Source organism: Salinithrix halophila (assembly GCF_042650125.1).
GTDB lineage: Bacteria > Bacillota > Bacilli > Thermoactinomycetales > DSM-45169 > Salinithrix > Salinithrix halophila.
The window spans coordinates 706167-729698 of record NZ_JBHSAP010000007.1 but is presented as its reverse complement, the minus strand read 5'-3'; the positions used below and the strand labels follow the sequence as shown (position 1 = coordinate 729698).

The window sequence follows — 23532 nt, the reverse complement described above, 5'->3', positions numbered from 1 at the left end:
AAATGGCCCTCTCCATTATAAAATGGAGAACAAGAAAAGGGAAGTGCAGGAGGTGTGTCCGTTGAAATCATGGAAGACATGTTGGATCGGTTTTTTCATCTTCACCCTAGCGCTAACGGGTTGCTCCTCCCCGGGTGGAGAGCCAGCGAAGGAGAATGGGAAGCTGACCGTCTACACCAGCTTCTACCCCTTGGCTGACTTTGCCGGAAAAATCGGCGGCAAGCACGTAAAAGTAAAGAACTTGGTTCCGGCAGGAGCCGAGCCCCACGATTATGAGCCCACCGCCAGAGATCTGACTGCTCTTAGCGACGCGGATCTTTTTATCTACAACGGAGCGGGTTTGGAACCCTGGCTCGATAAAGTGAAGCCGATGCTGGAAGATGGGGATGTCACCGTCTTGAACGCCTCGGCAAAGTTGGATTTGCTTTCCGTGGATAAAGGCAAACACGGTCATGAGGACGGGCACGATCACGGGGACAAAGATCCCCACGTCTGGCTTAACCCGATCAAGGCTAAACAACAGGCTGAAGCGATCAAGGATGCCTTCGTCAAAAAGGATCCCAAACATAAGAATGATTATGAAGCCAATTACGCCTCCCTGGCCGATCAGTTCGACCAGTTGGACCAGAAGTTTGCCGAGATCGTCAAAAAAGGCGATAAAAAAACGTTTATCACTTCACACTCCGCCTTCGGTTACCTGGCAAACCGCTATGAGTTGACGCAGGTGGCCGTCTCCGGTATTTCCCCTTCCGATGAGCCCAGTGCTCGGAAGTTGCGGGAAGTGGTGCAATTGGCCCGCAAACACAAGGTTGATTATGTGTACTTTGAAACCCTTGTCAGCGGGAAGGTGGCGGAAACGGTACGCAAGGAAGTCGGTGCACGCCCTCTCACCCTTAATCCGCTGGAAGGGCTCACGAAGGCTCAGGAAGCTAAAGGGGAAGACTATTTTAGCATCATGGAACAGAATGCGAACAATCTAGCTAAAGGACTTGGGAGTAACCAAGCCGGAAAATGAAAGCACCCCCTGCCGACGACGGCAGGGGGTGTTGTATGAGTGATTAATGGGTGGCGACGGTGGTCGCAATCATATTGAACAGAAACAGTCCAGCGATCAGGTAGATCAGAGCGGGTACCTGTTTCCAGCGACCGAGAGCAGCCTTTAAGAGCGGATAGGCGATAAACCCGAATGCCAGTCCGTCTGCGATGCTGGAGGTAAGCGGGATCCCGGCGATGATTAGAAAGGCGGGGAATCCCTCAGAAAAATCATGGAAAGGGATATGGGCCACACTCTGCATCATCAGGGCACCGACGATGATTAACACCGGGGCAGCAGCGTTCCCCGGGATCAACCCCAACAACGGGAGACTAAAAGCGGAAGCCAGGAACAAGAGACCGGCGACAAGGGCCGGCAAACCGGTTCGGCCCCCTTCGGCGATCCCTGATGCACTCTCGGCAGCCGCAATTGTAGGACTGGTTCCAAGAAAACCGGAAGCGACGGTGGTGAGCGCCGTTGCCCGGTAGGCACGGGGAAACCGTGTCGTATCCGGAAGCATCCCGGTTAGTAAGCCCATATTTTCAAAGAGTACGATCATGGTTAAGGAGAAGACAGCCACCCAGAATGGTGCAGACAATAGCGGGAACTCTACGGCAGCAAAGACACCGCTGTAATCGCTGAAACCGGGGTTCACCGAGTTCTCCCCGGTCTTCACTCCGGGGAGACAGGAGAGCCCCGTGATCAATAGAATTCCCAACAACAGGCTTCCTTTGACATTACGTACATAAAGGATCAGGGTGAAGATCAGCCCTGCGATGGTCAACAACGCAACAGGATTACTGAAATCCCCTAGAGCGACGAAGGTTTCCTGGCTCGATCGGATCAACTCGCCCTTCTGCAACCCGATAAAAGTGAGGAAAAGACCGATTCCAGCTGTAATCCCGTGTTTCAGGGACGAAGGGACTGCTCCGGCTAATCGTTCCCCAAGGGGAGTGACGGATGCGAGCAAAAAGAAGGCGCCAGATAGGATGACGGCTGCCAGTCCTTCACGCCAGGAGAGGCCCAAGGACTGGACCACTGTGAAGGAGAAAAAGGCGTTGACGCCCATCCCTGGGATCAAGATGATCGGAGCACGGGCCCAGAAGGCCATTAACAGACATCCGAATACCGACGCGGCGATAGTTGCTACCACCCCAGCTCCGAGAGGAATCCCCGCATCCTGCAAGATCAAGGGATTAACCACGATGATATAAGCAGCGGTGAAAAAGGAAGTCAACCCTGCTGTCAGCTCCCGTTTCCAGGTCGAGCCCTGAGCTTCCGGACAGAAAAAACGGTCCAACCGATGAATCATGGTTATCACATCGTATTTGTTAACCCTCTCCCACCCTCTGTGCTTGTTGGCACAGCAATTTTCATTATAAAGCCGACAGGTCTTTTTGTACAGGGGCAGGGTTTTTACGGTTGATCGCTTACAGACCAAGTCGTTTCTGCCGTATATTCTGTGTCAATGGATCAGTCGTAAGGTCATACAATAATAAGAGTCAGATAAGGCTAGGGAGAGTGACGCCTTGAGACTGGAAATCAACTTGTCCTGGGAGGAGTTGAACACCGCTCTCTCCTACCTGGAGCGACGGTGTCTCGAATTGAAACGGAAGATTGCAGAGGGGGATCGGAAAGGACGCAGTATAGAGCGCTATCGGAACGAAGCGATTCACCTGGATCGGGTGTTGGAGGAGATCCGGAGTCAGATGGATCAGTCCCGTGAATCCTCCAGTATCGACGGAAGCCCTTGATGACCAACACAAACAGATAAACCGCCCGCAGCCGACTCCGGCTGCGGGCGGTTTTTAGAGCGGACGGCAGGAGTCGAACCTGCTCCGCCGGCCGGGTGATCCGGCATTTTTCCATAAAAGCTGCGTCCACTTGTTTTCGATCAGCGAGAGAGTGCACCCGGGGATCTTTTTTGGCTCGCCAATCGGCTTGGTGAGGGGCTGATCAGAAGGCGAGGCGCAAAGCGTAGATGATACCCAACCAGCAGGGAATGCTGAACACCATAGCGTTAAAAAGACCAAAAGCCGTTTGATTCATCATCAACTACCTCCGAATCGATTGTCGTTGAACCTATTATAACGCCTGAAATACCGAAATCGAGCCGTTTGGTCGATTTGTAAACAACCCTTAATCTACGAGTAATCCAGCACGTAAAAGGAGGCGGTATATGACGACTATGTTACAGACTTGTATCATGGACTCGGTGGGGTGGGTGAAAGGGATGGGAAAAGTCTGGATTTGGGAAGCGAAGCTTCGTTTACGGTATAATGGACGAGATGGTTGATGGATGGGGAGGAAGGACATGATGAACGAACAAATGGCTGCCGCTGCCGCCATTTACCGGGAGGCTGGCCGGTGGAGGGTGATCGACGAACCCTTCATGGCTTCCTCTCCTTTGGATTATGCGATGGAAGAAGCAGTTGGGGAGGCTGTGGCCAGTGGAGAGGAGCCGGCTACTCTACGGATTTGGCAAGGTCCTAGGGCGCTCGTGGTCGCCAAGAAAGATATTCGGACTCCCCGGGCTCTGAACGCAGCCCTGATGATGAGTGGCATGGAATGGCCGGTTTACGTGCGCCAGAGCGGGGGCACCGCCGTTCCTCACGGACCGGGGACACTGAATTTATCCCTGTTTCTCCCTCGACCTAAAGAGGCATCCTGGAACATTGACGATGTTTATCGTATGCTGGGGCTTCCTCTGATGCGGATGGCGAAAGAAACTTTTGGGCTGGACTCCTATTTTGGAGAGGTCCCCGGCTCTTTCTGCGATGGCCGCTACAATGTCGTTATCCAGGGGAAAAAAGTGGTGGGTACTTCCCAGGTGTGGAAAGGGGGGCCGGCTGGTCTTTCGTCCAAGCGACCGGGTTATATCTTAGCTCATGCGACCCTCCTCGTTCATGCCGAGCGGGAGGCAGCTGTTTCCGCTCTCAACGCTTTTTATGAAATGGCGGAGGGAGAACGCCCCGTTTACATCGATACAGTGGCCACGCTGGACTCCTTTATCTCCCTTCCGGCAGAGGAGCTGGAGAAAAAGGTTCGCCAGGGGCTGCTTCAGGCGATCGATGGCCTGACCGGAGGGGCGGAAGTGACCCCCAGCCCCTCCAACAGAGAGCGGGGGGAGGCCTCCCGTTATCTGGCGCGTTGCCGACCGGAATATTACGGGGAGCGCCCCCGCGTATAAATGATGGAACGAACAACCGCCTTGGCTCCTGGAAACAGGAACTAAGGCGGTTGTTCGCATGGGGGAGCCAAAGCCGGTACTCTAAAGCTCTCGCAGGGCGTCCATCACCGGGGTTTCCCCTGCCAGCAGATCGAAGCAGCGGCGGTAAGTGTTTGTTAGATCAACCGTGGATGCGAGCACATAGGCCACGTCTACCCGGGAGATCGGTTCGGGACGGAAGGGGAGATTTTCGGCGATCTCAACCCGCCCGCTCCCCTCTTCGTTGGAGAGGCGTCCAGGACGGACGATGGTATAGTTGAGACTGCTGTTTTGCAGCCGATTGTCCGCTTTCTTTTTAGCGACAAGGTAATGGTGCATCGTTTCCGGGCCGTTGTCCGGGTCTTTCGCCCTGAGAGCAGAGAGCATCACATAGCGATTGACCCCGAGTCTTTCAGCTTCTCCAATGGTTTTAATCGCTCCGAGATGATCCACCAGTTCTGTTTTATCCGGGCCAGTGTGGCCGCCGGACCCAGCGGTGAAGATGATGGCGTCAGCCCCCTTCACAGCGTGGGCGATATCGCCTTCCAAATCCGCCAGGACCGCCTTCGCCCCCAGGCCTTCCAACAAGGGAGCTTGGGAGTGATCACGAATCATGGCCCGCACCTGGTGCTGTTGTTGCATGAGCAGGGAGACCAGCTGTTTCCCCACTTGGCCGTTGGCTCCGACAACTAAGATTTGCATAGGAATCCTCCTTTTTATGGAAAAGGGGAGTTTCATTCACTTTCACCTTAGCACATTCGCAGTGTGGCCAGCTAGGTATCGCTTCGTTCTGCTTCTTGGGGTGACAGAAAGCCGGGAAACCTTGTAGAGGTAGGCACGCTTCGGGGTAGCAACCCATAGAATAGGGTGAAGTCCATGACATGGAAGTGATAGCCATGAACCATATTCCCAGCTGGATCCCCGAAGTGTCACCGATGGCTCGCCCCGTACAGGACCCGCGTCTGATCGGCGAAATTGGACGGGCGATCAGCGGGGAGTATAATGCGATTCAGTGTTATGCTCGTTTGGCGAAGGCGGCACCGGATGCAGAAACCCGCAAACAGATCCTGGAGATCCGTCAAGATGAGGTCCGCCATTATCAGGTTTTCATGGGCATTTACCATCGTTTGACCGGGGGCGCGGTGCCGCCGATTACACCGGAACCCTGTCCCCGAGACTTCAGGGAAGGTCTTCGGGCCGCATTCAAAGACGAACAGGAAACCGTTGATTTCTATCTCTCGGTTGGAGACAGAGCGAGAGATCCTTCCATTCGGCGGGCTTTTGTCCGTGCGGCACAGGATGAACAAAACCATGCGGTTTGGTTTCTTTACTTTCTGTCAGGAAAGTAAAGAAACCTGGCATGTGCTGGTACCCCCTATGGACAGGTATCTAAAACCGTCAGAACAAATAACCCGTCCGTTCTTCGGCGGGTTTTTGTAAAGGTCTTTGTTTTTTAAGATCATTAGGCTTCTTTCAAGCTTTTAAATCTGTAATCAACAGAAGGGCTACCCACACCTCATTGGGGAAGTGCCAAGGATTGCAGGGTTTTGACCATTTCTTTGGACAGAGGGGAGCTCTTCTGTTTCCTGTAATCGTAGTGGACCAGGACGGCTCGTCCAAGTCCAATCAGTTCCTCCGTCTGTTGATCAAGGATGCGGTGTAGGACGGTGAAGCTGCTGTTGCCGATACGTTCGATTTCCGTGGTTATGGTGAGCCATTGGGCAAAGGAGGCCTGGGATTTGTATTCACAGCTAGTGGAAGCGACGATCAGCTTCCAGTCATTGAGATTCATATCCGGATCGAGGAGTTGGAACAATTCGATCCGGGCGGTCTCCATATAGGTGTAGTAAACGGCGTTATTGACATGACCCAGTCCGTCGCATTCGTTGAAACGGACTTGTAGTGTGGTAGTGAGTGGCATGGTTGATCCTCCTCTGGATATAGGCATTCGTTCTACGCCGATATTTCTATCCTTCCATTCTTCGAGAACATGGCGGCGATCTCCTCCGTCTTTTCTGTTGTTGCCGGGATGATCCTAAGGATACGCCAAACCGAGGATGTAAATAGACATGAATGCGGATTTATGTCAACGGAAACGGATGGTAAAATAAAAGAAGACCAAGACCTTATAGATACATACAGAGAGAAGCCGGGCGATATAAATGCCCGGCGTTTTCTATTTCGATGGGTATTCGATACAAAAAAAACCGGCCCTCAGGGCCGGTGAAAGGGGTGTACCGATTGGTAGATCCTTAGCGATAGATTTTAGCGCCCGAGTCTTTGAATTCTTCCGCTTTTTCCTTCATGCCGGCGTCCAGGGCTTCTGTAGGATTCAGGCCTTTATCCTCAGCATAGCGTCGGAGGTCATGACTGATCCGCATGCTACAGAACTTGGGACCGCACATCGAGCAGAAGTGAGCGGTTTTCGCCGGTTCCGCTGGCAGTGTCTCATCGTGGAAAGAACGGGCCCGTTCCGGGTCGAGGGAGAGATTGAACTGGTCCTCCCAGCGGAATTCGAATCGAGCCTCGGAGAGGGCATCGTCCCTGACTTGCGCCCGAGGGTGCCCTTTTGCCAGATCGGCGGCATGGGCGGCGATCTTGTAAGTGATCACGCCTTCTTTCACGTCTTCACGGTTGGGGAGACCGAGATGTTCTTTGGGGGTGACATAGCACAGCATCGCTGTTCCGAACCAGCCGATCATAGCTGCCCCGATTGCAGAGGTGATGTGATCGTATCCGGGAGCGATGTCGGTGGTCAGCGGCCCCAATGTGTAAAAAGGAGCTTCCCGGCAAATGTCCTGCTGAATGTCCACGTTCTCCTTGATTTGGTGCATCGGGACGTGGCCGGGTCCTTCCACCATCACTTGGACGTCATACTCCCAGGCAATTTTGGTCAATTCACCGAGGGTTTTCAATTCAGCAAACTGGGCTTCATCGTTGGCGTCAGCGATCGAGCCGGGTCTGAGGCCGTCTCCCAGGGAGAAGGAGATATCATAGGTACGCATGATCTCGCAAATCTCCCGAAAATGGGTATAGAGAAAGCTTTCTTCGTGGTGGGCCAGACACCAGGCGGCCATGATTGATCCGCCCCGGGAAACGATGCCTGTCTTCCGATTGACGGTCAGGGGGATATAGCGGAGAAGCACACCGGCGTGGATCGTAAAGTAATCCACCCCTTGCTCCGCCTGCTCGATCAAGGTATCCCGATAGAGTTCCCATGTGAGGTTAGCGGGTTCTCCTCCTGCTTTCTCCAGTGCCTGGTAGAGAGGAACAGTTCCCACAGGAACCGGAGAATTACGGATGATCCATTCCCGGGTGGTGTGGATATCCTTGCCGGTAGAGAGATCCATGATCGTGTCTGCGCCCCATCGCGTCGCCCATACCATTTTCTCCACCTCATCGTCGATGGAAGAGGAGACGGCGGAATTTCCGATATTGGCATTGATTTTCACGTGAAAATTTTTCCCAATGATCATGGGTTCGCTTTCGGGATGATTAATGTTGGAAGGGATGATGGCTCGACCGGAAGCAACTTCCTCCCGAACGAATTCGGCAGACATTCCTTCCCGGAGGGCGATGAATTCCATTTCCGGGGTAATGATCCCCTTCCGCGCATAGTGCATCTGGGTAACATTCCGCCCCTTTTTGGCTCGCAGGGGTCGACGGGTTAGCCCTTCGGGGATGGCTTGTCCGGGGACAGAATCTTTCCGCCCGTTGTCAAGAGCTTGGACTTCCCGTCCCTCATACTCTTCTACGTCTTCCCGTTCCAGGATCCAATTCTTCCGGAGAAGAGGCAGGCCCTTTCGGATATCGATCGATATGTTCGGGTCCGTATAGGGGCCGCTGCTGTCATAGAGGCGGACTGGTTCGTTCTCTTTTTCACCGGATTCATTGCGGGTCGGGGATAAAACGACCTCCCGCATAGGGATCTGCATATCCTTCCGGGGGCCCGCCACGTAGACTTTGCGGCTTCCGGGTAAAGCGCCCTGACTGATATTCATTGAAAAAAGCCCTCCTCTTATAATGGTGCGGCCACACACAAAAGGGGGAGAGGACGGTCACGATCCTTATTTATACAGAAAAGGACCGTACACAGCGTACGGCCCTTTTGATTCCTCGCGGAAAAAAAGACACGGAACTTCCATCCATTCCTACGCTGGCATTACCCAGATCAGGTTTAACGGTCGGCGTAGACTCCCGCCCTCTCAGCCTGGCTCCTCCAAGCTCCCGTTTCGTATGCAGTTGCCAACCTAACCATACCATAGATTCAAAAGCGGTTCAATTCAGATTTTCCATTGGAATAGAAGGGGTTTCTTGTCGAAATCTGCAACCATTTGGAGGGGAAGATCGTCAATAAGAGTAAGCGCTCCATATGGATGCCTGTATCAGGAAACAGTTTTGTCACCTTGCGGAATTTAGCCCCACTTTTCCCTCGGGTGAACCTTCTTTTTGTCTGCTTTTTCGGTTATGCTTGAAAACAGGTGGATGGGTTTACGAAAGGATGAGCCTTTTGCGTATCGAATGGTCTCATGTCAATAAACGTTATCAAGATTCTGTCACAGATTACCGTCATCGCCCGTACAACCAGGAGGCTCAGACGGGGCTACTCGACTTTACGGCCTCGGTCCGAAGAGGGATCACAGCCGTTCTCGGTCCAGAAGGAGCGGGCAAAACCACTTTGTTGCGGGTGACTGCTGCTTCCTTGGTGCCGGATGACGGCAGGATCACGTATCAAACAAGGCAAAATGAGGTGCAGGTTTGGTCCCGCAGTGTAGCTGCCATGGGCGGGGCTTCTCCTGTCGATTCTCTCCGCCGTCGGATCGGATATGTGCCGAGGAAAAAGCGCTCCCGCCAGGAGCTGACCGTAGAAGAGTCTTTTCACTACCTTGCCCGGTTTTGCCGTCTTCCTCGGCCAAGGATAAGGGCCGCCGAGTTGATCGCTAAGTGGGGGCTGGCTGGATACCGTAAACATCCAGTGAAAGATCTGCCTGATGGGCCGTCCGCCCGCTATATCATGGCCCGCAGCCTGGTTGCTGACCCGGTGGTATGGCTGCTGGACGAACCGGCAGAAGGATTGGACGAGTTGGGATGGGAGCTCTTCTGTGAAGAAGTGGCCGAACGTCACGCGAAAGGAATTACGCTGATTGCCACAAACGACCTGAAGATCGCAGAGGCGGCGGATGTCCTGCTCCTGATGGAAAACGGCACTTGTCGCCGTCTTGGCCAGCGCAAACTCCTTACCGCCGGTGTTCCGGACGGAACGGTTTCTTCTTGGTATAAGACCATGCAGACATTTTCAGCTGCCCGTAGTCGAACGAAATGATTCACAACAGGACAGGGCACCCCGAGCGGTGCCTTTTTGTGTCCGGCACGTTTGCAGGAACGGTCTGAGGAAAAACGGAACTGCAGGCGGGTTGGGCACATAGGTTGCATCAGTGGAACTAAAAAAGGATTCGATCTGATCAATTTTCAAAAAAAATCGAATGGTCAAAATCGCCTTCTAAACGGGCTGATTGGACGATTCGTAAGAAGGGGATGTTGTGTTGTAAGGGCTACGGAAAGCCGCGAGGGAATGAATGATCCTCTGGGGAAGGGGAGAAGTGGATGAAACTATCAAGCCGGGGTGAGTACGCCTTGCGGGCCCTAATCGTTCTAGGACGGCAAAACGAAGGCGTCCTTCCTGTCGCCGAGGTAGCGGAAAGAACCTTGGTACCGGTGTATTACTTGGAACAGATTCTGCTGCAACTGAAGATGTTGGGTTATGTAAAAAGTAAGCGGGGCGTGCACGGTGGTTACTCTCTGAGAAAGCCGGCAGAAGAAATCGTCGTCGGTGAAGTGATCCGACAATTAGAAGGACCGCTGGCCCCGATGGGTTGCGTCAGCGTCACGGCATATGAGTCGTGCCCTCTGGAAGGGGATTGCCTGTTGAAGCCGCTGTGGGCATTGGTGCGTGATACCGTGGCCCGTCTGCTGGACCACACCACCCTAGATGATTTGCTCATGGGACGGGTTCAGCCGGTTTCCGAGAACTCAGGGGACAAATAAAACAAACACCCTCGTGCACGATTGCGTGCACGAGGGTGTTTTTATTTTCGCCGTTCGATCAATTCCAATCGGTTCCCGAAGGGATCCCGCAACTCAAAACGATCGAAGCCGGGGATTGGGTGGAATGGTGATCAGAGCGTGATGAAGGCGCAGGGGTTGCACGGTTTAGGCCTTTGTCGTTTCGGCGTCGTTCAGGAATTGGCGGAGCACGGTTTGCAGGATTCCGCCGTTTTTGTAGTACTGAACGTCTACCTGGCTGTCGAGGCGGATGATGGCTTTGAACGCCACTTTGGAGCCGTCGGGTTTGACGGCGGTAACGTCTACCTTCTGGAGGGGCTCGATGTCGTTGTTGAGCCCCGTGATGTCGAAGGTTTCTTCACCGGTCAGGCCGAGGGATTGCCAGCTGTCCCCTTCATCGAATTGCAGAGGGAGAACACCCATGCCGACCAGGTTAGAACGGTGGATCCGTTCAAAGCTTTCGGCGATAACGGCTTTGACGCCGAGGAGGTTGGTCCCTTTCGCTGCCCAGTCCCGGGAAGATCCGGTGCCGTACTCCTTGCCCGCCAAGACCACCAATGGCGTGTTGTCCTCTTTGTATTTCATGGCCGCGTCATAGATGGCCATTGTGTTATCCGAAGGGATGTGCTTGGTGAAGCCGCCTTCAGTGCCGGGAACCATTTGGTTACGGATCCGGATATTAGCGAAGGTGCCCCGGGTCATGACGCGATCGTTCCCGCGGCGAGAGCCGTAAGAGTTAAAGTCGCGGGGTTCAACGCCGTTTTCTTTTAGATATTTTCCGGCAGGGCTGCTGGGAGCAATGGCTCCGGCAGGGGAGATGTGATCCGTGGTGACGGAATCTTTGAGCAGTGCCAAAGCCCGGGCGCCCTTGATCTCCTTGATCGGTTCCAATTCGGCGGACAGATCGACGAAGAAAGGCGGTTCTTGGATGTAAGTGGATTTTTCATCCCACTCGTACAGTTCACCCTTCGGTGTGTCCATCTGGTTCCAGCGTTCGTTGGCATCAAAGACACGGGCATACTGTTCGCGGAATTGGTCGGCATTCATCGACGCTTCCACTGTCTTCAAGATCTCTTCGTTACTGGGCCAGATGTCTTTGAAGTAGACAGCATTGCCATCGGTGTCGTGTCCGATCGGATCGGTTTCGAAGTCGATGTCAACGGTTCCTGCGAGGGCGTAGGCGACCACCAGCGGCGGAGAAGCCAAATAGTTGGCTTTTACATCCGGGTGGATCCGGCCTTCGAAATTCCGGTTACCTGAGAGGACAGAGGCCACGGTCAAGTCGTTATCGTTGATCGCCTGCGAGATTTCTTCCGGCAGCGGGCCGCTGTTCCCGATACATGTAGCACAACCGTAACCCGCCAGGGTGAACCCGAGCTTGGCTAAGGAGTCCATCATACCGGATTTCACCAGGTACTCGGTAACCACCTTGGAGCCGGGAGTGAGGCTGGTCTTGACGTAGGGCGGAACCGTCAGGCCTTTTTGGACAGCCTTGTGGGCCACCAGGGCGGCACCCAGCATCACTGAGGGGTTGGAGGTGTTGGTACAGGAAGTGATGGCGGCGATCACGACGGAGCCGTGGTCCAGCTCTAAACTCTTGCCGTTCATCTCCACCTTGACTTTCTTGGAAGAAGCTTGAACACCGAAGCCGCCTTTTTCAATCGGTTTGGATAAGGTTTCAACCCAGGTTTTCTTCATGTCCGTCAACTCGATGCGGTCCTGGGGACGGCGCGGGCCAGCAAGGCTCGGCTTTACGTCGGCCAGGTCGAGCTCGACGGAGTCGGTAAAGACCGGATCCGGTGTCTCATCGGTACGGAACATGCCCTGGGAGGTGTAGTACTCTTTGACCAGTTCGACCAAGGACTCGTCCCGGCCGGTGTTGGAGAGGTAATTGAGCGACTCCTGATCCACGGGGAAGAAGCCGATGGTGGCACCGTACTCCGGAGCCATGTTGGCGACGGTGGCCCGGTCGGCGAGGCTGATGCTAGACAAGCCAGGGCCGTAGAATTCGACGAATTTGCCGACGACCCCTTTCTTCCGCAGCATCTGAGTGACGGTCAGGGCCAAGTCAGTAGCGGTGGCTCCTTCAGGCAGTTGCCCTGTGAGCTTGAAGCCGATCACTTCCGGGGTCAGGAAGTAGAGAGGCTGCCCCAGCATGCCAGCTTCCGCTTCGATCCCGCCGACACCCCAGCCGACGACACCAAGGCCGTTGATCATGGTGGTGTGGGAATCCGTACCAACCAAGGAATCCGGGAAGACCTCAGTTTCACCATTGACCTCGCGGGTTGCAGCCACTTTGGCCAGGTACTCCAAGTTCACCTGATGGACGATCCCGGTGGCTGGCGGAACGGCGTTGAAGTTGTCGAAAGCGTCGGTTGCCCAGCGAAGCAGGCGGTACCGCTCTTCGTTCCGTTCGAATTCCCGATTCATGTTGTATTCGAGGGCGTCTTCGGTTCCGAACTTATCCACCATCACCGAGTGATCGATAACCAAGTCGACGGGGATCAGAGGATTGATTCGATTGGGGTCTCCGCCGACACGGTCCATGGCGGATCGCAGTGCGGCCAGATCCACGACGGCAGGCACACCGGTAAAGTCCTGTAACACGATCCGGGCGGGTTTAAAGGCCACTTCGTTTTTAGTAGGCTTGTCAGCCCAGCTGGCCAACTGCTCGATGTGTTTTTTGGTGACGGCGACACCATCATACTGGCGGACGGCGGCTTCCAGCAGTACTTTGATGGAAAAGGGAAGGCGGGAGACATTTCCGATCCCCTGCTCTTCCAGACCGGCGAGGCGGTAATAGACGTAATCTTTGCCGCCGGCGGAAAGCTTTTTCTTTACTCCGAACAAGTCCTTGTTGGACATTTTCAGAAAACCTCCTTATGACGGAATCCAAACAATCTCTTCGTTGATTTTCACCTGTTGAAACGAGGTTTCCAATTACGGTACTATTATACCAACTGGCATCCTTATTTGTATACCCTGATCCGCCCTAAACTCACTCTTTTGGACGGGAAAAAAAGGGCGTATAATGTAGTTGAAAATGATTTTCAATTGGTGAAACGGAAGGGGGCCCCCGTTTTGGAAGGAAAAAGGACCGTGCGTGCGGCGGAACGGGCGTTGGATATCCTGCTGTGTTTCACCCGACAGCCGGAGTTGAGCTTAACAGAGATTGCTCGGATGACAGAACTGAACAAGAGTACCGTATACCGTCTCTTGGCTACACTAGAAGAAAAGGGGTTTCTCATCCGCCATCCGGAGACCGATAAGTACCGGCTGGGGTTTAGGGTATGGGAACTTTCGGCCAATCTATCCCGGGCAGACGATCCAGCGGTTCTCTTTCTGCCGGAAATGGAACGCCTCCGAGATGCGATTGAGGAGACGGTTAGCCTGTATATCCGGGATGGTTATGAACGGATTAGGGTTCAGGCTGTGGAAAGTATGCAGACGATCCGGCGTGTAGCTCCGATCGGAGTCCGTATGCCACTGGCTGTAGGGGCTTCAAGTAAGGTACTGGTTGCTTTTGCCGATCCTGCGGAACAGGCAACGGTTCTGGGGGATCCTTCTTGGCCGGAGTCGGTAGACCGAGGGCAGTACCTCGCTCAACTCCTAGAGATTCGGAAACAAGGGTATGCGACCAGTTTCGAAGAGCGGGAAACGGGAACCTCCGCCATCGCTGTACCTGTCTTCGATCCTGGCGGGGGGATTCTTGCCGCCTTAGCTGTGTCCGGCCCTGTGAGCCGGCTCACTCGTGTGCGGATGAAGGAAGTGATTCCCCCAATCCTGGAGACCGCCGCACGAATGCGGAAAATGTTGCAGAAGTAATCTTTTAAAACGAAGATGGGAGGGAATCCGATGAGTACGTTCAAGAAACCGGACCGGGAGGAACTGAAGAAAAGGTTGACCCCGATGCAGTATGATGTCACGCAGAATGAGGTTACGGAACCCCCATTCCAGAATGAATTCTGGGACAACAAGCGGGAAGGCATCTATGTGGACGTTGTCTCCGGGGAACCGCTCTTTAGCTCACGGGACCAGTATGATGCGGGCTGTGGCTGGCCAAGTTTTACCCGGCCGATCGATAAAAATACGATTACTGAGCGGACGGATAGAAGTTTCGGAATGGTACGAACCGAAGTTCGCAGTCAGTCGGCTGATTCCCACTTGGGCCATGTCTTTGAGGACGGCCCTGGGCCCGAGGGCTTACGTTTTTGCATTAACTCGGCCTCACTCCGGTTCATTCCTAGAGAAGATCTTGACAAGGAAGGGTATGGGGATTATAAGAAGCTGTTCGATAATCCGGACGATAGGAAGCAGGAGCGAAAATGAGAGGCGGATACGGCTGTTTTCCCTGAGGGGGAAGTAGCCGTATTTTTAGAGACGGGGGACGATTTTCAGCTGTCTAGGCAGCATTGGGAATTTTCATAATTGACATACCCCGAGAGGGTTGTTTCAATGGGAATAACTTGCTGAGTATCCGATATTCTCCGAAAAGAAGCAGGTGTCTTCAAAAAGAAACCGGTGGATAAAGACGGTTCTTCCCAAGCGTTGCAGAATGAAATGGAGGTGATGGGGATGCTCTTGACGGAGTTGGAGACGGTTTTTCCGGGATTATCTATTTCGGGTGGGGGAGGGCCTCATCCCCTCGGCAACTGTGGTGACCAGGTGGTGGTTCCCGAAACCGAGGATCAGATTGCAAAGATCCTTCGTCATGCGGACCATCGAGGCTGGAAAGTGACAATCACGGGAGGCGGGAGTAAACGAGGGTTCGGGGGTTTGCGGAAACGGTACGACCTGGAACTCTCCCTTGCCGCCTACAAAGGGGTGGTCGAGCATCGCGCCGGAGATATGACGGTTACGGCTAGGGCGGGGACCACGATCTCTGAGTTGGCTTCGTATCTGTCGAAGGAAGGTCAAATGCTTCCAGTCGATCCCCGTTGGCCTGGTACCGCAACCCTGGGGGGAGTCGTGGCGGCGAACGATTCAGGTCCGAAACGTCTTCGTTACGGTGGGGTGAGGGATTTTGTCCTAGGGATTCGCGTTATCCGTGCAGATGGGTGCATCATCCGCACAGGGGGTAAAGTGGTCAAGAACGTGGCGGGTTACGATATGAACAAACTCTTTGTCGGCTCGATGGGAACGCTGGGGGTGATGACCGAACTGACAGTCAAACTACGGCCTGTTCCGAAAGAGGAAAGTCTGGTGATTGTCCTCTTTCGGAAGGGAGCGGAGGATGAGATCCAACCCTGGGTTCGTGCTATTCAATCGGCTACCTTGGAACCCTGCATACTTGAACTCCTCAACCCCGCTTTAGCCGAAAAAATGACGGGCTCTCCCCGCTATGGACTGGCGATCGCATGGGAAGACCGGAAAGAAGCCGTTGAAGCTCAGGAGAAATGGCTGCGGAGCCATTGCCCGGCAGGAGCTCACTTGGCGTTCTACCGTCGGGCGGAAGCAAAAGCTCGGTGGGAAGAATGGTCCCGTCTTCCACCAAATGGGGTGGATGCTGAGCGAGGGAGCGAAACGGTCTCGGTGAAAGTCGGCACCCGAAACACGGATGTAGCGGCATGTGTCCGGTTTGCGACAGGACGGGCTGACGACGAGGGTCTGCGGGTTTTAGCCCATGGGGGAGCCGGTCATGGAATTACTCGGGTTTACGCCGACGGCCCTCCTTCACAGGTGGTTGGATATCTCGCTGATTTGCGGACTTTTGCCATAGGGCGGGGTGGATATGCCGTCGTCGACCATATGCCCTTCTCGATGCGGAAGCGTTTTGATGCCTGGGGGGATCGGATCGCCCCTCTGCCGCTGATGGAAGGAATTAAACATTCCTTCGATCCGAACCGGACCCTCAATGATCAACGCTTTGTGGGAGGGTTGTGACATGTCGGATGGAAAGAGTGAAACCGGTCTGACTCCGGAGCCGAATCTCCCGTGTATGGAAGAAGTACCGGGGGGTTATCTACCAAAAGACGTTCCCGACGAAAATAAATGGGCGGATTGTGTGCATTGCGGTCTGTGCTTGGAGTCCTGTCCCACCTATCTGGAAACCGGGCACGAACAACATTCACCGAGGGGACGCGTTCACTTGATCAAAGCGGTGGCAGAAGGGAGGATCGGGCTTAACGCAAAACTGATGGACCCTGTGTTCACCTGTCTCGATTGCCGTGCTTGTGAGACAGCTTGTCCTTCTAACGTACGGGTAGGAAGCCTGATAGAAGAAGCGCGCGGCCAGATCCGAAGGGCGATGCCCCTGAGAGGCTGGAAAGGCGTGGTCAGCCGGTTTTTTCTCAAGGGGATTTTTCCGCATCCGACCCGCCTCCGCAGGTTGGCCGGACTGCTGATGTTTTTCCGTAAAAGCGGTTTGACAGCTTTGGCAAGGAAGATTGGCCTCATGAAGGGGGTACCCGACCATCTAGATGAGCTGGAACGAGTGCTTCCGATCACCGGAAAACCCGTTGCCCAAACACACTCGGAGGTCGTCCCGCCAATCGGCCTTAAAAAAGGGAGCGTAGCATTTTTGACCGGTTGTGTCATGGATGCCGTGTTCGGGGATATCAATGAGGCGACTCTTCGGGTTTTGGCGAGGAATGGGTATGAGGTCCATCTTCCTCGGGAGCAAACTTGCTGTGGGGCCCTCCATGTCCATGCAGGGGAGCGGGAGGTTGGAAAGGAGCTGGCTAAACGGAACATCACCGCCTTCGCTGACGCTGACTGGGTACTGGTGAATGCGGCAGGATGCGGATGTGCCATGAAGGAGTATCCCGACTTGTTCCGAGAGGACCCTGACTATCGGGGGAAAGCGGATGTTTTTGCCGAAAAGGTGGTGGATGTCTCCAAGTTTCTCTACGATCATGGATTTGTGAAGCCAAAGGGGGTTATCACCGGACGGGTCTCGTACCATGATGCTTGCCATCTTGCTCATGGACAGGGAATACGGGAGGAACCCCGCAGACTGTTGCAGTCCATCCCTGGAGTGGAGTGGATAGAGATGGCCAACCCGGATCAGTGCTGTGGAAGTGCAGGCATCTACAACTTGACAAACCCTGGGATGGCGAGTGCCGTTCTCGATAGAAAAATGGCGGATGTACCCGCAGAGGCCGAGTGGATTGCCATGGGCAATCCGGGGTGTATGCTCCAGATGTCGGCGGGGGTTCTGCGCCGTGGCGGGGCCGGGAAGGTGGTCCATACGGTTCAATTGTTAGACTGGTCGTATCAAGAAGGAGACCGGGTGGCGGCGTATAGGGAGGAGGGGTGACGTTGTTTCGCAAAAAACGGAGGGGAGTGGAGCGCGACCCCTTGATCAAGGGGCTGATCGACCGGGTAGGGGAGCCGAATGTTTTGTATCACCGGGAAGATCTCGTAGCTTATGAGTGTGATGGTTTCACTTTGCAAAGGGGAGAAGCGAGAGCGGTGGTCTTCCCCGCGGACACCAGGGAGGTGGCCGCCGTTGTCCGTCTGCTCAACGAGGAGAATATCCCGTTTATCGCCAGGGGGGCCGGTACAGGGCTTAGTGGTGGAGCGACCCCTCTCGGAGGCGAAGTGATTATCAGCCTGGTCAAGATGAAAAAACTGCTTCGGATCGATCTCGAAAACCGGATGGCCGTAGTACAGCCGGGGTTTGTCAATTTGAAATTGACCCAGTCCATCGCCGATGCGGGTTATTACTATGCGCCGGATCCCTCCAGTCAGTCTTGCTGTACCATCGGGGGGAATGTTGCCGAGAATGCTGGCGGGGCCCACTGCCTAAAATACGGGGTCACCACCAATCATGTACTGGGGGTTGAGGCGGTGCTCCCGAATGGGGAGATCATCCGGATCGGGGAAGGCGGTATTCCCGACACACCTGGATATGATTTATTGGGTTTGCTGACAGGGTCGGAGGGGACGTTAGCGATTGTGACAGAAATCACTCTCCGCCTGTTAAAAAGCCCGGAGGCTAAACAGACGATCCTTGCGTATTTTGACGATGTAGGGGATGGATCCCGGGCCGTCTCGGAAATCATCTCCGCCGGTATCCTTCCGGCTGCCTTGGAGATGATGGATCGGACGGCCATTCAGGCGGTGGAATCGGCCAATTTTCCGGTCGGTCACCCCCTCGACATCGAGGCTCTGTTATTGATCGAGGTGGACGGGATTGCGGCAGGTCTTCTAGACCAGACGCGGGAGGTTGTGGAGGTATGTCAGCGTTGGAATGTCCGGGAAGTGCAGGTAGCAAAGGATGAAAAAGAAGCAGCCGGTTGGTGGGCCAACCGTAAAACCGGCTTTGGTGCGATGGGAGCCATCTCCCCGGATTATCTCGTCCAGGACGGGGTGATCCCGCGTAGTTCCCTCCCTGAAGTGCTGAAGCAAATTGGAAGGATCAGCAGAGAGAGTGGCCTCCGGATCGCCAATATCTTTCATGCCGGAGACGGGAACCTCCATCCGCTGATCCTGTTTGACCAACGCGTGCCTGGAGAGAAGGAACGGGCTCTGAAAGCGGGCACGCGTTGCCTTCTTGTCTGCACCGATGCCGGTGGTACCATCACTGGGGAACACGGCATCGGGATTGAAAAACGAGAGGAAATGCGGTTCATTTTCACAGAGGAAGAAATCGATGCCCAGATACGAATCCGGGAAATCTTTAATCCGAAGAACCAGATGAACCCAGGGAAATTGTTTCCCCAGCCTGGCCGCTGTGCCGAAGTAAAGAAAGAGAAGAAACGAAAGGCTAAAGCGGGACAAAGCGGGTGACCAGGCCGGAAAAGAAAGCACTTACGATCTAGTGAGCGCTTTCTTTTCGCAGATCGGAATGACTAGTAGGAGGCCACTTTCAGGTTGCAGGACTGCTTCGCCTTATCCAGGTCATCCATTGCGGCAGATTTGTTTCCCCAGCTGAGTTCGCTTTTAAAGTAGTTCTTTAGTTCCGCTTTCAGGTGAAGGAAGGTGCCTTTACTGTCTTGGTCGTACGCTACTTCGTCATAGCGGCATTCAAGGAGATCCTGCCGGAATTGGGCGTAATCGATCTGCTCTCGGAAAGGTCCTCCCCAAGTGTCGGGATACGTGAAGATACCCAGTACTAGAAGCAAGAGGCTGGCTGCGGAAAAGAGCTTGATGAGTCCGCGGCGTTTGGTTTCCCGGTCGGAAAACCAAACCAGAAAGATAGAAAAAAATGCGAAGCCGGCCAAGAGGAACGAAAGCATCGTTAACCAAATCATCCGCTTCACCTCACCCTGGAGTTTCCATCATGGCACCACAGTTTATCATGCGTAGATCACAGCCGTGTTACTTCTATAATAAACTTCCGTAAAAAAAGAAAAAATCAGACCAAAAGCGTATTTCTCTTACCTCCATCGGGTCATAAAAAAAAGACCGGCATCAAGCCGGTCCTGTTAAAGTGAATCATTCGTTGGTGATAGAGAGGATTCCTGTCTCGCCGTATTTCACTGTCTGTCCCTCTTTGAGGAGGTTCAGTTTTTCCCCCTCGGCCATGTTGGTGATCACAACAGGAGTGATGGCGGACTTGGCGTGTTTCTTGATGTAGTCCAGATCCACTTTCAGGAGGCGCTGCCCCTTCTTCACTTCTGCATCCTGTTTCACCAGGAGCTCAAAGCCTTTACCGTCCAACTGGACAGTGTCGATCCCCACATGGACCAAAATTTCCATACCATTGTTGCCTTGCAGGCCGATGGCGTGCTTGGTGGGGAAGACATTTACCACTTTGCCGTCCACGGGGGAGACCACCGTGCCGTCCGTCGGATCGATCGCAAAGCCGTCGCCCATCATCTTGCCGGAAAAGACCTCATCCGGTACTTCCGTAATCGGCAGAACCTTGCCGCTCATCGGCGCGGCGGCTTCTTTTTGACCGTCAGTCGCTTTTACTTCGGTTTGGGTCTTCACTTCCGACTTACGGGGGCTTTTCCCTTGGAGGATGTCACGCATCTGTCCTTTCAGGGTATCGGACTGGGTGCCGAAGATCGCCTGCACGTTGTTGCCGTATACCAGTACGCCGGAAGCGCCCAATTGTTTCAGGCGGTCCTTGTCCACTCCGGCGGCATCCTTCACCTGAACACGCAGACGCGTAATACAGGCGTCCAGTTTGTCAATATTTTCACCGCCGCCGAAGGCTTCGAGAACATCATAAGCCAGATCGTCACTCTGGACTGCTCCCTGTTCGACCCCTTCTTCTTCTGGTTCCCGTCCTGGTGTTTTCAGGTCGAACTTACGGATGGCGAAACGGAATCCGAAATAGTAGATGACCGCAAAGACGGCACCCACCACCAGGATCAGGAGTGGTTTCGTGTCCTGCTTAAAGAACAATAGATAGTCAATGACACCCCCGGAGAAGGTCAGACCGGCTTTAACCCCCAATAGATGGAGGGTCATGAAAGAGATCCCGGCGAATACAGCATGGATGGCAAACAATGCCGGAGCGACAAACAGGAACGTGAACTCGATCGGTTCCGTGATCCCGGTCAGGAAGGAGGTGAGGGCGGCGGAGAGCATGATCCCGCCGACCACTTTCTTCCTTTCAGGGCGCGCTTCATGATACATAGCGAGGGCAGCGGCGGGGAGGCCAAACATCATGAAGGGAAACTTCCCGCCCAAGAAAGTACCGGCAGTGGGATCGCCGGCAAAGAACCGGGCCTGGTCCCCTTTGACGATTTCACCGGCAGCTGTTTTAAAGGTGCCGAATTCAAACCAGAAGGGGGCGTAGAAGATATGGTGCAGACCGAAGGGAATCAGAGACCGTTCGATCAACCCAAAGATGAAAGCGGCCAATGCTGTGTTTTGTTGCGTCACGATGATGGAGAATTTGTCGATGACTCCCTGAATCGGGGGCCAGATGAAGAAAAAGGCGATCCCAAGCAAGAAAGCGGTAACAGCAGTGATAATGGGAACAAAACGCCGTCCGGCGAAGAAGCCCAATACTTGGGGCAGATTGATGTCATGGAACCTTCGATATAAGAAGGCCGCGACAAAACCGATAAAGATACCGCCGAAAACTCCCATGTTGACGGTTTTTATCCCAAGAACCTCATCGGTCTTAACACCTGTACCCTCAGCGAGAATCCCCATTGTTACGTTCATAATCAGGAATCCGACTACGGCAGCGAGGCCGGCGGTGCCTTCATTGTCCGCTAGACCGATGGCTACCCCAATGGCAAAAATAAGGGCAAGGTTGGCAAAGATGATCCCGCCTGCTTGCTCCATAAGCGGGATTTTGGCAGCATTACCGATCCCGAGAAGCAGACCAGCGGCTGGCAGGATGGCCACAGGCAGCATGAGCGAGCGACCGATTTGTTGTAAGATACCAAAAGCCTTCTTAGACACAGAAAAACCTCCCTTGAAAATGGAATACTGAGAAATAAAAATGGAATCCTTTAATGAGATAATGACCTGTAATGTCATTCATCTTACCAAAAGCCTAGCCCGGATGTAAGGGCTTTTTTATGAGGCTGTTAGGCTTATTCATAATTAAGGAATTAACAACCATATTTTTCATCCATGGTTGGGAAAATATACGCTTCCATTTTTCTTTGAAATCCCGTGCCACATCGGGGACTTGACTTGCACAGGAATTTCGGATGAAAAAACCGGGGACTCCAAAATATTCTATGCAACCGGTTGCATTTGGAAATTTAGAAGATGCCATGACAAAACCTGAGCAGAGGAGCCCCGCTCAGGTTTTGTCATAGGGGTATTAAGAGGTTCCTGGATCGTCCTGATTATTGGCCGTTCTGTTCTTAGCGTCTGGAGAAGAATTTATAAGATCATCACTGATATAGAGGCTCCCGACAAATAAAGTAATGAGGACAACAAGAACGTTACTCCATTTCTTCATAGACCTGGACCTCCTCCCATGGTAGGTGTTGCTGTATTTTATACATATTTCGAAGACAGCGATGGAATGCCTGCTCGTCTGACGTTTCGTAACACTGGGATAATCGGAAGAGTGTTTGGTATTCTTTTTTGGTGTATTGATGTTTCCGGGCAAGCTCTAAGGCTTTATTGTAATAGGGGATGGCCTCTTCAAAGTGTTGTTGCAGTCTGTAGTAATCACCCATGATTTGAAGAGCGTAAGTCAATCTAGGGGCGGTATTGGTTTTTTCGCCGATCTCTACAGCTTTCGTGAGTACCTCATGGGCTTCGGTCCATTTGTTTTGCTTGATGTACAGAACACCTACACGGGCATAGGTCGTAACAAATTTATATTCCGAATCAAAAGTCCCTTCCAGTTTCAATGCCATATTAAAACACGCTTCTGATTTCCTCCACTCCTGCTGTTGCATATAGATGCCGCCCAACACGGTCCAAAGGTCAAACATCGAGTCATATTTTTTATTTAAACGCGCTTTTTCTAATCCTTCTTTCGCATAGATGATCGCTTCATCCACAATGCCTGTCCGCCTTAGCAATTCAGCTCTCAACCAATAGAAGCTTAATACAGTGTCCGCTTGTTCCATTTCAATCAAACGGTCCCAAACCTCTTGGACAATTTTCATGGCTTCACCGATCCGGCTGAGTTTTTCTAAATAAATGGCTTTATTTCGATGTAACAAGAAATAAAGTTGCTGGCGTTCGCCATGAGGAATAAATGCCTCAATCCCGCTATCCGTATACCGAAGGGCTTGATCCAAATCATTTTGGCTGTAACTGCAAAAGCCAAGTTCGACGAAAGCTGCTGCCTCGATGTTACTTTCTTTACCTGTGCTGGATTGGCTTAATCGAATCGCATTAAAAAATGAGCGTTCGGCTCTTTTCCAATTTTTTTTCGCTCGAAAGATTTTCCCCCGCAAATAATGACCCCATGCGGAAAAGGTATGGGTATCATCGATGGCCAGGTGATCCAACTGCTCAAGGGCTTCATCCGGGCTCCCAATTTCAATTAAGGTATCAATCATAAATAAACGAAATTTTGTATTCTCCAACTCCTGTTGTTCGTTAACCATAAGGGATGGCAGCGCTTCCAGTTGGAGGTCTAATTTATGTAGCAAGTAACGCGTCTTTTCCATATTGACATGAGGGACCCCACGTTCAATATTGCTGATGGTGGCAGGAGAAATATTTTCATCGGCCAGATCTTCTAATCGTAAACCTTTATCCTTTCTTACTTTTCGGATGACTTCTCCGATTTCATAGAGTTCTAACGGGCTCAACATCGATCACCTCAAAATGGGATACTTTTGGATATATGGCATGTAGAAGTTCATTCAGTCTGGTATTCGTAACCAAGCAGGATAATTCC

General features: G+C 53.1%; 18 protein-coding genes, 1 pseudogene and 1 riboswitch. Of the genes and pseudogenes, 11 read left to right on the top strand and 8 right to left on the bottom strand.

The features are described 5' to 3' along the window. The first annotated feature begins 61 nt into the window (after positions 1–61). Complete coding sequence (locus tag ACFOUO_RS05665; protein ID WP_380703026.1) at positions 62–1015, top strand: metal ABC transporter substrate-binding protein; 954 nt, start codon at positions 62–64, stop codon at positions 1013–1015. Positions 1016–1058: 43 nt separating this feature from the next. Here the strand turns inward: ACFOUO_RS05665 and ACFOUO_RS05660 are convergent, their stop codons facing one another. After that, on the bottom strand, positions 1059–2345 hold the full coding sequence (locus tag ACFOUO_RS05660; RefSeq protein WP_380703024.1) for an NCS2 family permease: 1287 nt from the start codon (positions 2343–2345) through the stop codon (positions 1059–1061). Between the two features lie 217 nt (positions 2346–2562). Between ACFOUO_RS05660 and ACFOUO_RS05655 the strand changes: the two genes are divergently transcribed. Then, positions 2563–2787, top strand: a complete 225-nt coding sequence (locus tag ACFOUO_RS05655) for a hypothetical protein (RefSeq protein ID WP_380703022.1) — start codon at positions 2563–2565, stop codon at positions 2785–2787. Between the two features lie 563 nt (positions 2788–3350). Beyond that, positions 3351–4223, top strand: a complete 873-nt coding sequence (locus ACFOUO_RS05650; RefSeq protein ID WP_380703020.1) for a lipoate--protein ligase family protein — start codon at positions 3351–3353, stop codon at positions 4221–4223. Positions 4224–4304: 81 nt separating this feature from the next. On the opposite strand, the gene ACFOUO_RS05645 is transcribed toward ACFOUO_RS05650, so the two are convergent. Then, on the bottom strand, positions 4305–4943 hold the full coding sequence (locus ACFOUO_RS05645) for an SDR family oxidoreductase (protein ID WP_380703018.1): 639 nt from the start codon (positions 4941–4943) through the stop codon (positions 4305–4307). A gap of 233 nt (positions 4944–5176) precedes the next feature. On the opposite strand from ACFOUO_RS05645, the gene ACFOUO_RS05640 reads away from it, so the two are divergent. Then, the gene (locus ACFOUO_RS05640) at positions 5177–5590 is read left to right on the top strand and encodes a ferritin family protein (RefSeq protein WP_380703279.1); all 414 of its coding nucleotides are present in this window, start codon (positions 5177–5179) and stop codon (positions 5588–5590) included. A gap of 167 nt (positions 5591–5757) precedes the next feature. Here ACFOUO_RS05640 and ACFOUO_RS05635 read toward each other — a convergent pair whose 3' ends face one another. Further along, the gene (locus ACFOUO_RS05635) at positions 5758–6162 is read right to left on the bottom strand and encodes an acyl-CoA thioesterase (protein WP_380703016.1); all 405 of its coding nucleotides are present in this window, start codon (positions 6160–6162) and stop codon (positions 5758–5760) included. Between the two features lie 331 nt (positions 6163–6493). Further along, entirely contained in the window at positions 6494–8242 is a 1749-nt protein-coding gene (gene thiC / locus ACFOUO_RS05630) for a phosphomethylpyrimidine synthase ThiC (protein WP_380703014.1), read from the bottom strand. A gap of 130 nt (positions 8243–8372) precedes the next feature. Next, positions 8373–8482, bottom strand: a riboswitch (TPP riboswitch). A gap of 269 nt (positions 8483–8751) precedes the next feature. Between thiC and ACFOUO_RS05625 the strand changes: the two genes are divergently transcribed. Both ACFOUO_RS05625 and ACFOUO_RS05620 read left to right on the top strand, forming a co-directional pair. After that, on the top strand, positions 8752–9564 hold the full coding sequence (locus tag ACFOUO_RS05625; RefSeq protein WP_380703012.1) for an ATP-binding cassette domain-containing protein: 813 nt from the start codon (positions 8752–8754) through the stop codon (positions 9562–9564). Between the two features lie 281 nt (positions 9565–9845). After that, complete coding sequence (locus ACFOUO_RS05620; protein WP_380703010.1) at positions 9846–10286, top strand: RrF2 family transcriptional regulator; 441 nt, start codon at positions 9846–9848, stop codon at positions 10284–10286. 165 nt (positions 10287–10451) lie between these two features. Here the strand turns inward: ACFOUO_RS05620 and acnA are convergent, their stop codons facing one another. After that, on the bottom strand, positions 10452–13169 hold the full coding sequence (acnA, locus tag ACFOUO_RS05615) for an aconitate hydratase AcnA (RefSeq protein WP_380703008.1): 2718 nt from the start codon (positions 13167–13169) through the stop codon (positions 10452–10454). A 216-nt stretch (positions 13170–13385) separates the two neighbouring features. On the opposite strand from acnA, the gene ACFOUO_RS05610 reads away from it, so the two are divergent. The 5 genes and pseudogenes from ACFOUO_RS05610 to ACFOUO_RS05590 all read left to right on the top strand — a co-directional run bounded on the left by ACFOUO_RS05610 (position 13386) and on the right by ACFOUO_RS05590 (position 19037). After that, positions 13386–14129, top strand: coding sequence for an IclR family transcriptional regulator (locus ACFOUO_RS05610; protein WP_380703006.1), 744 nt, complete (start codon positions 13386–13388; stop codon positions 14127–14129). 45 nt (positions 14130–14174) lie between these two features. Then, positions 14175–14633 (top strand): annotated as a pseudogene (gene msrB / locus ACFOUO_RS05605) (peptide-methionine (R)-S-oxide reductase MsrB); the annotation flags it as partial. A gap of 192 nt (positions 14634–14825) precedes the next feature. Further along, positions 14826–16187: an FAD-binding oxidoreductase gene (locus tag ACFOUO_RS05600; protein ID WP_380703004.1), complete on the top strand. Its 1362-nt coding sequence runs from the start codon at positions 14826–14828 to the stop codon at positions 16185–16187. A 1-nt stretch (position 16188) separates the two neighbouring features. Further along, a complete protein-coding gene (locus ACFOUO_RS05595) occupies positions 16189–17562 on the top strand; it encodes a (Fe-S)-binding protein (protein WP_380703002.1) in 1374 nt (457 codons plus the stop codon). Between the two features lie 2 nt (positions 17563–17564). Next, positions 17565–19037, top strand: coding sequence for an FAD-binding oxidoreductase (locus ACFOUO_RS05590; RefSeq protein WP_380703000.1), 1473 nt, complete (start codon positions 17565–17567; stop codon positions 19035–19037). Between the two features lie 62 nt (positions 19038–19099). On the opposite strand, the gene ACFOUO_RS05585 is transcribed toward ACFOUO_RS05590, so the two are convergent. The 3 genes from ACFOUO_RS05585 to ACFOUO_RS05575 form a co-directional block, all read right to left on the bottom strand. Continuing rightward, positions 19100–19501, bottom strand: a complete 402-nt coding sequence (locus tag ACFOUO_RS05585; protein ID WP_380702998.1) for a hypothetical protein — start codon at positions 19499–19501, stop codon at positions 19100–19102. Positions 19502–19685: 184 nt separating this feature from the next. After that, positions 19686–21617, bottom strand: coding sequence for a glucose-specific PTS transporter subunit IIBC (gene ptsG / locus ACFOUO_RS05580; protein ID WP_380702996.1), 1932 nt, complete (start codon positions 21615–21617; stop codon positions 19686–19688). 494 nt (positions 21618–22111) lie between these two features. Then, the gene (locus ACFOUO_RS05575; RefSeq protein WP_380702994.1) at positions 22112–23446 is read right to left on the bottom strand and encodes a helix-turn-helix domain-containing protein; all 1335 of its coding nucleotides are present in this window, start codon (positions 23444–23446) and stop codon (positions 22112–22114) included. Positions 23447–23532 lie beyond the last annotated feature (86 nt).

Coding starts and splice junctions, on each gene's coding strand:
- ACFOUO_RS05660 (WP_380703024.1), bottom strand. CDS start 2,345: ATGATTCATCGGTTGGACCGTTTTTTCTGTCCGGAAGCTCAGGGCTCG.
- ACFOUO_RS05650 (WP_380703020.1), top strand. CDS start 3,351: ATGAACGAACAAATGGCTGCCGCTGCCGCCATTTACCGGGAGGCTGGC.
- ACFOUO_RS05645 (WP_380703018.1), bottom strand. CDS start 4,943: ATGCAAATCTTAGTTGTCGGAGCCAACGGCCAAGTGGGGAAACAGCTG.
- ACFOUO_RS05640 (WP_380703279.1), top strand. CDS start 5,177: ATGGCTCGCCCCGTACAGGACCCGCGTCTGATCGGCGAAATTGGACGG.
- ACFOUO_RS05635 (WP_380703016.1), bottom strand. CDS start 6,162: ATGCCACTCACTACCACACTACAAGTCCGTTTCAACGAATGCGACGGA.
- thiC (WP_380703014.1), bottom strand. CDS start 8,242: ATGAATATCAGTCAGGGCGCTTTACCCGGAAGCCGCAAAGTCTACGTG.
- ACFOUO_RS05620 (WP_380703010.1), top strand. CDS start 9,846: ATGAAACTATCAAGCCGGGGTGAGTACGCCTTGCGGGCCCTAATCGTT.
- acnA (WP_380703008.1), bottom strand. CDS start 13,169: ATGTCCAACAAGGACTTGTTCGGAGTAAAGAAAAAGCTTTCCGCCGGC.
- ACFOUO_RS05595 (WP_380703002.1), top strand. CDS start 16,189: ATGTCGGATGGAAAGAGTGAAACCGGTCTGACTCCGGAGCCGAATCTC.
- ACFOUO_RS05585 (WP_380702998.1), bottom strand. CDS start 19,501: ATGATTTGGTTAACGATGCTTTCGTTCCTCTTGGCCGGCTTCGCATTT.
- ACFOUO_RS05575 (WP_380702994.1), bottom strand. CDS start 23,446: ATGTTGAGCCCGTTAGAACTCTATGAAATCGGAGAAGTCATCCGAAAA.